The following is an 11,956-nucleotide window of genomic DNA, read 5'->3' on the forward strand; positions in this document are numbered from 1 at the left end:
TAATCATCAAACACATCGGATCAATGATAATGACCGTAAGTTTAGGATAAAACATGGCGCCACTTGTATACCCTATGTCTAAAAAACAATAAATATGTTTAAACATTGTTCATCACCAATGAACCTATAAAAAAAGGAGGCAAATTCGCCTCCTCCTAGTTGTTTAAAAATGGATTGTTTCTTTTTTCGTCTGCAACCGTTGTACAGTCACCATGGCCAGGATAAACAAGTGTATCATCTGGCAAGGTTAATAATTTCTGTCTGATTCCAGTCACTAACTGTTGATGGTTTCCATAAATAAAATCTGTTCGTCCAATCGATTGTTTAAATAGTGTATCTCCTGTGAATACCATGCGATCTTTCACAAAATAGTAACATAGGCTTCCCGACGTGTGACCAGGTACATGAAAGATTTTTACTTGAGTATCCAAACAAGTAAGTGTTGCCCCATCCGCTAACCAATGATAATCCAGGTCTTCGCTTAACACAAACGGTTGATACGTCATCGTTGAAAGATTAACCTCTGGTTGATCAAAATACTCTTTTTCCGATTTATGCGCATAAATTGGAAGACTGTACTTCGCTGCTAACTCATTGACAGCACCAATATGATCAAAATGACCGTGAGTTAACAAAATTGCCTCAGGGATGAGTTTCTTCGTCCCTAAATATTGAATAATTTTAGTGGCATTGGCAGCGGGATCTACAATAACTGCCCTTCCTTGACTTGAAACAACGTAGCACGTCGTTTGAACAGGTCCTAATACTAATGGATAAACGTTCAACAAAATCACCTCATCAATCGATTAAAGCACCCACAAAGGGTGCTTTTCTAATTATTATTATAACGTTTTAGCTAAATAAGCTGAACCAACAATTCCCGCTTCATTTCCTAATTCAGCCAAAACAAATTGTGTTTGACGAACCGCACTGAAAGCATAATTTTGGTAATGTTTAACGATGGTATCGATTAAAATGTCTCCGGCTTTTGAAACCCCTCCACCGATAATAATCTTTTGTGGATCAGTTGTTGCTGCTAAGTTAGCTGCCGCTAAACCAATATATCGACCTAATTGATCAACCATTTTTAATCCAACAGCATCTCCAGCTTTCGCTGCATCAAAGACATCTTTAGCTTCGATTTTATCTAATTGACGTAACGTTGATTCTTCTGCTGTATGAAGTAAGAATTTTTCTGTTTCGCGAACGATTCCTGTTGCAGAAGCAACCGTTTCTAAACATCCTTTTTTCCCACAGTTACATTGATTCCCATCTTCAAGAACAACCGCTAAGTGACCGATTTCTCCCCCAGCACCATGAACACCTGCAACAACTTTACCATCAACGATGACTCCACCACCAACACCTGTTCCTAACGTAAACATGATCGCATCTTGTGCCCCTGCAGCAGCCCCTAACCATAATTCACCTAATGCAGCGACGTTTGCATCATTTCCAACTGCCACTGGAACTTTAATCATTTCTTCTAATTCCGTTTTCACATGGCGTTCTGTCCATCCTAAGTTCACGGCAACTTTGACAACACCATTATTATCAACAGGTCCTGGAACCCCAATTCCAACACCTTCAACCTCGCTTAATTGAATTCCTTTTTCTTCGCATTTTGCTTCAATCGTACGTGCAATATCAGAAACGATATGGTCCCCGTTATCTTCTTTATTCGTAACGATTTCCCAAGAATCTAAAATTTCACCTTTTGATGAAAATAATCCGCATTTAATTGTTGTCCCACCAACGTCAATTCCGAATACATATTTATTCATTTTCAAACTCCTCCTTATCATGCCACATAAAGTCAGATATCTTCCTATATCATGTACTTGATCCTTTAATAATTTCTTCGTATTCATTTTATCATAAAGTCTTCTTAATAAAAAGATGTAACCCCTTTAAAAATAACCAAACCCGTTACATATTCAAAATTCATAAAAAAAAGCACCGTGTCAGAGTCCGGTGCTTTTTTTTAAAATTATTTAACTGTATTTAAAGTTTCTTTTAATACGTTAACTGATTTTGTTAATTTTTCTGTTTCTTCTTCAGTAATGTTTAATTCGAATACTTCACGGATTCCGTTACGGTTAACGATTGCAGGTACCCCTACGAATACGTCATTTTGTCCGTATTGTCCATTTAAGTAAGCTGAAACTGATAAACAGCTGTTTTCATCACCTAAGATAGCACGTACGATACGAGCTAATGCCATACCGATTCCGTAGTAAGTTGCACGTTTACGTTCAATGATGTGGTAAGCAGCGTCACGTACATTTACGTAAATTTGCTCTAAATCTTCTTGGTTGAATTTAGGGTTGTTAGCCACAACATCCATAATTGGTTGAACACCTACAGTTGTATGAGACCATAATGGGAACTCAGTATCTCCGTGTTCACCGATAATGTATCCGTGTACGTTACGTGGGTCAACATTTAAATATTTACCGATTTCGAAACGTAAACGAGCTGTATCTAAAGTTGTTCCTGATCCGATTACACGGTGACGTGGTAATCCAGATTCTTGCCATGCAACGTAAGTTAATACGTCAACTGGATTACTTGCTACTAATAAAATTCCATTGAATCCTGATTTCATGATTTCACGAACGATTCCGCGCATGATTTTTGCATTTTTTTCAACTAAAGCTAAACGAGTTTCCCCTGGTTGTTGGTTAGCTCCTGCTGTAATAACAACGATATCTGCTGTACGGCAATCTTCATATGTCCCCGCCCAGATATCCATTTTTTGTGGTCCAAATGGTAAACCATGGCTTAAATCCATTGCTTCCCCTTCAGCTTTATCTTTGTTTACATCGATTAAAACGAATTCTTCTAATCCGCCTTGGTTTAACATTGAGTATGCGAAACTCATTCCTACGAATCCTGTTCCGACTAAAGCAACGCGTCTTACACCTGTTTTCATATCTTTCACCTCTACAACATGTTTTTATGACATACACTTTCGTATGCCATATTTTCGCGAACTCCGACAGCTTCACTATTTTTATGAAATGCAAATGTGTCTTAAATTCATTTTTAATTATATACCATGATTTATTTTTTCACAAACATTATTCACTAAAAAGTGTAAAAAATCGCTTTCTTTCTTTATTTTTCTTTAGTCAATAGATAAAATAACCCATTCGTTCTACTAGATTAGTCTCCTCACTGCCTAAAAAAGCTAAAACCTTCAACTCTTAAAGTTCTCATCCATACATTTTGTTTGAACATAAAAAAAACCCTACCGAAGGCAGGGCTTGTAAAAAGGATGACTCCTTATTTTTTCTCGCGATGAGCAGTTGATTTACGGCAACGTGGGCAGTATTTATTCATCTCAAGACGTTCTGGGTTATTACGTTTATTTTTTTTAGAAATGTAATTTTCTTCACCGCAAACTGTACATTTTAATGTAAGATTTACTCGCACTAAAATCCCTCCAATCTAATAACAACTTCTACATTATAGCACGCACGACATCAAAAAACAAAGTTTTTTTTATCAATTTGTACTATAAAGTGTTTCTTTGTTGTTTAATCTCCTGTGTAAAAATTATAACAAAAGCTTAATCGTACCTCAAGACCTATTTATAAGTAATTTATCCCTTATTTAAAAATAGTTTCCAAGTCATTCGTTTTCGCCTATATTTTTTACACGTTAAATCAATTTATTATGGGGCCTTTCTCCCCTTTTATTCAGCCATTTCTGTTTTTCTTTACTCACCTTGTGCTACATTCTCCGGTGCTTGTCCTATAGTCTCTCCATTATCCACTTCATTTTGAGCCGCCATTCGTTCTTTCTTTAAATCAAAATAGGCTTGCATCGCTCGTTCACCAATTTGAAGCGAAATCGGGTGGGATTGACTCGGTAACTCACATTGCGGAACAATAACAGAAAGAGCCACCTCTGGTTTATCCGCAGGGGCGTAGGCAATTAATGTTCGACTATGCACGTCAATAAATTCGCCGTTGGCATCCTTGATGTATCGTCCATCCGCATCACGCGCATATTCCTGTGCCGTCCCTGTTTTACCTGCAGGATTATAGTTTGCCTTATAGAACGTTGAATATCCCGTTCCTCCACTTTGTTGTAAGGCCATTACAAACCCTTGATGAACACGATCAAAATATTGTTGATCTAATTCAACCACATTTAATAAATTAGGAGCAAACCCTTTAACTAATTGTTTTCCACTTATATCGTCATTCGATGGCAAATAGACTTCTTTCACGAGTGTCGGAGCAAAACGTTTCCCACTCGTCGCAACCGTTGAAACGTACTGAACAAGTTGCATCGGCGTGTATAAATCCGCCTGTCCAATCGCGAAGTCTAAAAGTTTCCCTGACGTTCGCTGCGCTTCAACTAATCCCGTCGACTCATTCGGTAAATCAATTCCAGTACTTACACCGAGTCCAAACTCATTAAAGGTTGAACGATATTTATCAAAAACATCTAAATTCAGATTTAGCGCCATGTACGGTGAATAATATGAGCCACCGAAACGAATCGTTTGGTCAAAGAAGTACACGTTACTCGACTTTTGTAACGCTGTTAAGTCATTAACCGCCCCTAATGTTTGCCACGATCCTTTGACAAGACCACCTTTAAAGTACATCTTTGTATCATTAACCACTTGTCCTGGCGTCGTCACTCCATACTTAAATCCACTAAGCAAGGTCGCACCTTTAACAACCGATCCGACCGTAAACGAACTTTGAAAAGTTCCAAGCGAGTTATCATAAATCACATAATCTTTTGCTTCGTCGTCCCAATCAATAATATTTCCTGTCATCGCTAACACTTCCCCCGTATTAGGGTTTGTCATCACGATGTACGCCTCACGTAAATACTTCGTCGTCGATGAATTTTTCTTCGCATTTAACAACTCATCACGGACAATATCATTAACGGCTGCCTGCAACTCGGCATCGATGGTTAACACTAATTCATACCCTCGTTGCCCCTCATAGATTTCATCATACGTTGACGTATCGTCATCATTCGTTAATAAATATTGCGACTTATGCCCACCAAGTAACGCCTCATAATAAAGTTCTAACTGGGATAATCCTACCCGATCGTTTGATTGATAGTCATGCGCCTTATAATAATCTACTAACACCGCTGGCAATCCTTGCTCATAACTTGAAACACGTCCATAAATCGGGTGCCACTGCGCAACACTTGGATACGTTCGATCCCAGTCGACCTCTGTATTCACCCCTGGCATCGACTCCAAATGTTCGCTAACGATCGCTACTTCTTCTTCAGTTGCACCTTTTTTAATAATATTAGATGTCTGATTTGTCCCCTTTTTCATATTAATATAAATCGCATGGGCCTCTTTATCCTGATCGGTAAGTTTTGATAACATGTCATCCGTTATACGACTGAGTTGTAATTGATAGAGCTTTTTATCCCCATACTTTTTCAACTCTTCTTTCGTATATAACTCCTTCGCCTCATCCTCAAATTTCTCTAAGTATAAGTCTTTTAAATCACGTGACGTCAACTTGCTAAAATCCACTTCAATTAAATCCGCCAATTTATCAGCAATTTGATGCATCTCTTTTTCACTGACATCCGCATACCGTTGATACGTAATCGTACTCACCGCCTCGTTATCAACTAACACAGACATATTTCGATCGTAGATGACCCCACGCGGAACATTCCGTTGCAAGGCAACAGTCGATGTCTTATTCACATAAGCCTGATAATCGTCCGAATACTTCACCTGAATAGCATATAAACGGAACGCAATCACAATAAACATTAACAAACAAACTACTTTTAATACTTGTATTCTAAAAACTAATGACTTGATTAGTTTAAATAACTTATCCACGTCCATCCCGCACCTTTCACTCTAACTTCTCACCTATTATATCACACTTAAAAACGGGTCTTTTGAATTTTTTGTGTAAAAAAATAGGTCATCTTGTCGTATGGGTTCCCACGACCCCCACACCTCTTCTTCCATCCAACAGGGGCGCGATAGGTGGGAAGATTTCATTCATCATCTTAACCCTGTTATCCTTGTTCATGAGATCCATTCTCCAATCAAATAAATCTCCCTCCTCACCTATGGATACATACCTTTAGTCTGTCCACTTTTGTTAAAATTAAAAAAACTGGTTCATTACTCGAACCAGTTTTTTTACTATTTACGAAGCCCTTCCTCAAAACGGCGCTCCACTTCATCCCAGTTAATAATTTCAAAAATAGCCTCTGTATAATCCGCCCGACGATTTTGATATTTCAAATAATACGCGTGCTCCCAAACATCAAGATTTAATAATGGTGTAAAGCCTGCACTTAATGGAGAATTTTGATTAAGTGTCTTCACCACCCGTAACTTTTTATTCTGATCAAGAACTAGCCATCCATAACCCGATCCGAATTGAGACGTTGCTGCCTGTGCGAGTAATCGTTTTAATTGATCAAAACTTCCAAACGCGAGTTTAATTTCTTTCGCTAATTTTCCAAACGGCTCCCCTCCGCCATTCGGTGATAAACAATAAAAATACAGGTTGTGATTGGCATACCCGCCCCCTTGATTAATCACCTCTTGACGAATATCAGCTGGAATTTCATCGGGATGACTCAGTACATCTTCTATCGTTTTCCCCTCAAAAAAAGAAGGATATCGTTTGACGAGTGCATTTAATTTGTCTAAGTAAGCTTTATGATGCTTAGTGTAATGAATCTCTACTGTTTTTGCATCCAAAATAGGTTCTAACGCATTATAAGTATAAGGTAATGGTAAAAAAGGATATTCCGTCATCTCTTCGCCTCCTGATTTTTTTGTATAACAGTTGAAACACTCTGGAATTATTATATAATTAAAGACAGATAGGAAATGTCATTTTCGCATTTTATATCAAAAGAAGCTAAATTGTGGGGTGATTTACGGTGTCTCAGTTCACACATCGTCAACATACAAAACGTGTAAAAGTCGGAAACTTATTTATTGGTGGTAAAGATGAGGTCATTATTCAAAGTATGACCACAACGAAAACGCACGACGTCTTAGCCACAGTCGAACAAATTAATCGTTTAGCGTCAGCGGGATGTCAACTCGTCCGCGTCGCATGCTTAGATGAGGCAGATGCACACGCTTTAAAAGAGATTAAAGCACAAATTTCTATTCCGTTAGTCGTTGATATTCACTTCGACTATCGTTTAGCCTTACTTGCGATTGAAGCAGGTGTCGATAAAATCCGAATTAATCCTGGAAATATCGGAAACGAAGAAAAGGTTCGCCAAGTCGTTGAAGCGGCTAAGAAAAAACAGGTGGCCATTCGTATTGGAGTCAATGCCGGTTCACTCGAACGTGAAATTTTAAAAAAATATGGGCAAGCAACGCCAGAAGGAATGGTCGAAAGCGCCCAATTGCATGTTAAAATTTTAGAAGACTTAGGGTTTGAAGATATCATTATCTCGCTAAAAGCGTCGGATACAGATTTAGCGATTAAAGCGTATGAACTTGCAGCCCAAACGTTTGACTATCCTTTACATTTAGGAATTACAGAGGCAGGAACGGCATTTTCTGGAACAATTAAAAGTTCAATCGGACTCGGGATTTTACTTCACCAAGGAATTGGAAATACCATGCGCGTTTCATTAAGTGCCGATCCGGTTGAGGAAATTAAAGTCGCACGTGAAATTCTCAAAAATTTTGGATTAATCAAAAATGCTCCAACCCTTATTTCTTGTCCAACGTGCGGACGTATTCAATATAATTTAATTCCACTCGCTCAACGCGTTGAAGATTACTTAACCACAATTCCTCACGATATTCATGTTGCTGTAATGGGGTGTGCGGTTAACGGCCCAGGTGAAGCTAAAAATGCCGATATTGGGATTGCCGGTGGTCGCGGAGAAGGAATCCTCATCAAACACGGAGAAATTATTCGAAAAGTCCCAGAAGATCAAATGTTTGATACATTAGTCGAAGAAATTCAACTTTTAGTCAAAGAACGTGAGCAACAACAAAAAGCCTAACTTAAAAACCTCGAATATGCTTCGAGGTTTTTTTCATATCACGTAAAGACACAAAAAAGAATCTCACTTGTAAACGATGCCAGAAAAAAGATAAGCATTTTTCGAACCATTCTTCCATAAACTGCATAGTATAAAGAAGTGCCACTCATTTGTTACAAAGGGGGACTTGCTATGTATGAGTTACTAAAAACAACCTTGATGCATTTAAGTGTTGAGGAGTTATTCACTTTAAACTGTAAGAACGATTTGAAAATTGATCCCAATGACTTAATAAACTTTCATCATCTCCTGACCCATCATTGGAGTGAGATTATCGATGAGCCTTCGTTATCTTTAAATCATGACCAATTACGTACCTATTTAAAAACGTCTAATATATCTAAATACAATGAATTAATTACTGGAATTAAACGAAATATCATTTTTAATAAGACAGATTGTAATATTAAGTGCGACAAATAAAAAAAGCTCATAAATAGAATTCTTTGTTATAGAATGAAGTTACCACACCAAATTCTTAACAAGGAGATCTATTTATGAGTTATAAACATCTTAACACATTTGAGCGTACACGTATAGAAGTTCTTTCAAAAATGGGTTATTCAACGAGACAAATTGCGGGGCAATTAAATCGTCATCATTCAACCATTGCTCGTGAACTAAAACGAAATACTCAAAAGACGTATCAAGCAGAGCTAGCAGATGAATTAGCCGAGCAACGTCGCTTAGTTTGTCATCGTCCAGAGACCAAATCTGAAGAAGTTATTCAAACCATCCAACATTATTTAAAGTTAACCTGGTCGCCTGAACAAATTTCTAATACGGTTTTAAAGGGTGTTATTTCATTCAAAACTATTTATCGTTGGATTTATGACGGAACGATTTTGTTAGGGGATTTAAGCTGTTTAAGGCAAAAGGGAAAACGCCGAAAACCACGAGAAACACGCGGACGATTTAACATTGGGACATCAATTCATCAACGTCCGAAAGAGGTAAAAAAACGTCAGGCATTTGGTCATTGGGAACTTGATACAGTTGTTTCAAGCCGTGGTAAAAGTAAAGGATGTTTAGCTACATTTATTGAACGTCAAACACGATTTTATGTCGCCGTTAAAATCGAAAATCGCTCAGCATCTGAAATGTACCGAGCGATTAGTGAGTTATATGAACATTTTCCTAAAGACACCTTTAAAACTTATACCGTTGATCGAGGAAAAGAGTTTGCTTGTTATTCCAAAGTAGAAGCAGATTTAAAGGTTCCTGTTTACTTCGCTGACGCCTATTCCTCTTGGCAAAGAGGAAGTAATGAAAATGCCAATGGTCTTCTTCGAGAATTCTTTCCGAAGAAGACGGACTTAGCACGAGTTAGTGAGAAAGAGATTGATGAAGCCCTCCTCCTCATTAATCATCGACCACGAAAATGCTTAGGTTGGAAAACTTCATTCGAGCTATTTCATGAGAAACTGTCGCATTTGTATTGACAATTCGTCATAAAAAATAACCATCCAAACGGATGGTTATTTTTTTAGGTTCTATAATATTTAGTGTTGCTGATTAAGCAGCACTTTTTTCATAGGATAAAAAAAAAGAGACTTCAAGTCTCAATCCTGTTACAATGTTATCGACTAAAACAATATTGAAAGGATAAGATTTAATGTCTCACTCATATTTTACTAGAAAACTTTTAAATATTAAAGATAAAAATATTACATTTTCAGAAGATTATCTTGAGGAAGTGAAGTTGAACGGAATTACTAGCTTTATCTTTAAAGGTATTCTTACGTATCAACCGACTCATTGTCAAAAATGCGGAACCCTATTTGATTCAAAATTTAAGAAGCATGGATTTAAAACCTCTCGAATTGTCATTCCAAAAGTCTCTCTTCACGATACCTACTTAGACCTAAAAAAACAGCGTTATTATTGTGGGCATTGCCAGTCTACTTTTACACTAAGTACTTCAATTGTTGAAAAGAACTGTTACATTTCTTATCATACGAAACACGCCATTGCTTTAGAGGCCCAAAATAAAATTTCTGAATGTGATATCGCACGTCGCCATCAGGTCTCTCATTCAACCGTCAATCGAATCATCCATAGCTTTTATGAATCTCAAACCTTAAACCTTAATTATTTACCTGAAAATCTCTGTTTTGATGAATTTAAATCCGTTAAGTCTGCTGAGGGGCATATGTCTTTTATTTTTTGCGATGCTGACTCAAAACAAATCATCGATATCGTTGAAGATCGTCGTTTAAACTCCCTTCAAGCTTATTTTAAACGATACACAAAGGAAGCACGTCATCGAGTAAAAAATATTGTGATTGATATGTACGCTCCTTACATCAGCCTCATTAAGGATCTTTTTCCTCATGCCCAAATTATCATTGATAAATTTCATCTCGTTCAACATCTCTCTCGTGCACTGAACAAAACTCGAATCCGATTCATGAAAAAGTTCAAAAAGCATGGTCGTAAATTCAAACGTTATTGGCGCTTATTTTTAAAATCTCACGCTTTACTTAATACCACCACTTATCGATCAGTTTACTGCTTTAAACAACCCATGCGTGAAATTGATATCTTAAACTTTCTACTTGATTTATCTCCTGAATTAAAAGCAACCTATGATTTATATCAAGAGTTACTTTTCGCTCTTCAGACAAAAAACTTAAAACGATTTAATCATTTACTCGAAACGGAACATCCGCTTGTTTCTCCTGAGTTTCAAACGGCTTTCCAAACCTTTAAAACTTATCAATCCTATATTAAAAATACACTCTCAACTCATTACACAAATGGTCCCATCGAAGGAATTAATAATAAAATTAAGGTCATTAAGCGTATTGCCTTTGGATATCGTAGTTTCTATCACTTTAAATCTCGTATTCTCATGGTTCAAAATCTAACAAAGCCTAAAACGAAAATCCTAGCAGCATAGCTACTAGGATTTCGATTTGAATTTTCGTTGTAACAGGTTACAAATTAATCAGCAACACTATTTGACAAAGAACCTTTTTTTATTGTTTTCCTAAAATACGTTCAAGATTTTTAGGGTCAAACTCCCCTTTTCTAAACATCTCAATTTCTTGTTTATACGGTGGTAATTTCTCTTTAGAATCCCCGCCAACAGCAACATAAGGTGTCTCTAAGATTTTCGGAACCTTTTTAAAATCTGGATGATACATAATGGTTTTGAGGGCATCAAATCCGATTTCGCCAAATCCAATATTCTCATGACGATCCTTTTTGGCCCCCATTATATTTTTACTATCATTAATATGGAAAACGGCAATCTGTTTCTTTCCAATTAAACGATCAAACGATTCTAAAACACCCGCGAAGTCATTCACTAAGTCATAGCCTGCATCATGAACGTGACAGGTATCGAAACAAACACGTAATTTTTCATTATGTACGACATTATCAAAAATATAGGCCAGCTCATCAAAACTACGCCCAACTTCCGTCCCTTTTCCTGCCATCGTCTCTAGCGCAATCGTAATATTCGTATCTTTCGTTAACACTTCATTAAGTCCTTCAACCACTTTGGCCAATCCAACCTCTGCTCCAGCTCCTACATGTGCACCTGGATGCAAGACAAGTGTATAAGCGCGCAGCGCCTCTGATCGTTCAATTTCTTTCGCTAAAAACTCAACGGCCAATTCAAACGTTTCCGGTTTAACAGTATTCGCTAAATTAATAATATAAGGTGCATGGACGACAATATCAGATAGTCCATGCTGCTTCATATACTCCCATCCCGCTTCAATATTTAGCTCTTCAATCGGTTTACGACGCGTATTTTGTGGGGCCCCCGTGTAAATCATAAACGTATTTGCACCATATGAGGCGGCCTCCTTAGCCGCTCCAAGAAGCATTTCCTTTCCAGCCATCCCAACATGTGATCCAATTTTTAACATCTTATACCACCTAACCC

General features: G+C 37.5%; 11 protein-coding genes. 4 read left to right on the plus strand and 7 right to left on the minus strand.

Annotated features, from left to right (window positions below; all coding sequences use genetic code 11):
* Window positions 1-155: 155 nt before the first annotated feature.
* The 6 genes from VXM77_RS07800 to VXM77_RS07825 all read right to left on the minus strand — a co-directional run bounded on the left by VXM77_RS07800 (window position 156) and on the right by VXM77_RS07825 (window position 6,796).
* Entirely contained in the window at window positions 156-785 is a 630-nt protein-coding gene (locus VXM77_RS07800) for an MBL fold metallo-hydrolase (RefSeq protein WP_161831982.1), read from the minus strand.
* A 57-nt stretch (window positions 786-842) separates the two neighbouring features.
* Window positions 843-1,784, minus strand: coding sequence for an ROK family glucokinase (locus VXM77_RS07805; protein WP_161831981.1), 942 nt, complete (start codon window positions 1,782-1,784; stop codon window positions 843-845).
* A gap of 206 nt (window positions 1,785-1,990) precedes the next feature.
* On the minus strand, window positions 1,991-2,935 hold the full coding sequence (locus VXM77_RS07810; RefSeq protein WP_161831980.1) for an L-lactate dehydrogenase: 945 nt from the start codon (window positions 2,933-2,935) through the stop codon (window positions 1,991-1,993).
* A 353-nt stretch (window positions 2,936-3,288) separates the two neighbouring features.
* Window positions 3,289-3,438: a 50S ribosomal protein L33 gene (gene rpmG, locus VXM77_RS07815; protein WP_055242559.1), complete on the minus strand. Its 150-nt coding sequence runs from the start codon at window positions 3,436-3,438 to the stop codon at window positions 3,289-3,291.
* A gap of 286 nt (window positions 3,439-3,724) precedes the next feature.
* Window positions 3,725-5,863: a penicillin-binding protein 2 gene (locus VXM77_RS07820; protein WP_338505888.1), complete on the minus strand. Its 2,139-nt coding sequence runs from the start codon at window positions 5,861-5,863 to the stop codon at window positions 3,725-3,727.
* A 309-nt stretch (window positions 5,864-6,172) separates the two neighbouring features.
* The gene (locus VXM77_RS07825; protein ID WP_262953889.1) at window positions 6,173-6,796 is read right to left on the minus strand and encodes a superoxide dismutase; all 624 of its coding nucleotides are present in this window, start codon (window positions 6,794-6,796) and stop codon (window positions 6,173-6,175) included.
* A 128-nt stretch (window positions 6,797-6,924) separates the two neighbouring features.
* Between VXM77_RS07825 and ispG the strand changes: the two genes are divergently transcribed.
* The 4 genes from ispG (at window position 6,925) to VXM77_RS07845 (ending at window position 10,957) form a co-directional block, all read left to right on the plus strand.
* On the plus strand, window positions 6,925-8,016 hold the full coding sequence (gene ispG / locus VXM77_RS07830; protein WP_161831977.1) for a flavodoxin-dependent (E)-4-hydroxy-3-methylbut-2-enyl-diphosphate synthase: 1,092 nt from the start codon (window positions 6,925-6,927) through the stop codon (window positions 8,014-8,016).
* Window positions 8,017-8,187: 171 nt separating this feature from the next.
* Complete coding sequence (locus VXM77_RS07835) at window positions 8,188-8,478, plus strand: hypothetical protein (RefSeq protein ID WP_161831976.1); 291 nt, start codon at window positions 8,188-8,190, stop codon at window positions 8,476-8,478.
* Window positions 8,479-8,552: 74 nt separating this feature from the next.
* Window positions 8,553-9,497: an IS30 family transposase gene (locus VXM77_RS07840; RefSeq protein ID WP_289461060.1), complete on the plus strand. Its 945-nt coding sequence runs from the start codon at window positions 8,553-8,555 to the stop codon at window positions 9,495-9,497.
* Window positions 9,498-9,670: 173 nt separating this feature from the next.
* Window positions 9,671-10,957 (plus strand): ISL3 family transposase, encoded by a 1,287-nt coding sequence (locus VXM77_RS07845; RefSeq protein ID WP_289461271.1) that lies wholly within the window; start codon window positions 9,671-9,673, stop codon window positions 10,955-10,957.
* A gap of 79 nt (window positions 10,958-11,036) precedes the next feature.
* On the opposite strand, the gene VXM77_RS07850 is transcribed toward VXM77_RS07845, so the two are convergent.
* Window positions 11,037-11,939: a deoxyribonuclease IV gene (locus VXM77_RS07850; protein ID WP_161832907.1), complete on the minus strand. Its 903-nt coding sequence runs from the start codon at window positions 11,937-11,939 to the stop codon at window positions 11,037-11,039.
* Between the last annotated feature and the right edge of the window lie 17 nt (window positions 11,940-11,956).

It is taken from the genome of Turicibacter sp. KK003, assembly GCF_037014675.1.
In the GTDB taxonomy this organism is placed as follows: Bacteria; Bacillota_I; Bacilli_A; order MOL361; family Turicibacteraceae; genus Turicibacter; species Turicibacter faecis.

Coding starts and splice junctions, on each gene's coding strand:
- VXM77_RS07805 (WP_161831981.1), bottom strand. CDS start 1,784: ATGAATAAATATGTATTCGGAATTGACGTTGGTGGGACAACAATTAAA.
- VXM77_RS07810 (WP_161831980.1), bottom strand. CDS start 2,935: ATGAAAACAGGTGTAAGACGCGTTGCTTTAGTCGGAACAGGATTCGTA.
- VXM77_RS07820 (WP_338505888.1), bottom strand. CDS start 5,863: ATGGACGTGGATAAGTTATTTAAACTAATCAAGTCATTAGTTTTTAGA.
- VXM77_RS07825 (WP_262953889.1), bottom strand. CDS start 6,796: ATGACGGAATATCCTTTTTTACCATTACCTTATACTTATAATGCGTTA.
- VXM77_RS07835 (WP_161831976.1), top strand. CDS start 8,188: ATGTATGAGTTACTAAAAACAACCTTGATGCATTTAAGTGTTGAGGAG.
- VXM77_RS07840 (WP_289461060.1), top strand. CDS start 8,553: ATGAGTTATAAACATCTTAACACATTTGAGCGTACACGTATAGAAGTT.
- VXM77_RS07845 (WP_289461271.1), top strand. CDS start 9,671: ATGTCTCACTCATATTTTACTAGAAAACTTTTAAATATTAAAGATAAA.
- VXM77_RS07850 (WP_161832907.1), bottom strand. CDS start 11,939: ATGTTAAAAATTGGATCACATGTTGGGATGGCTGGAAAGGAAATGCTT.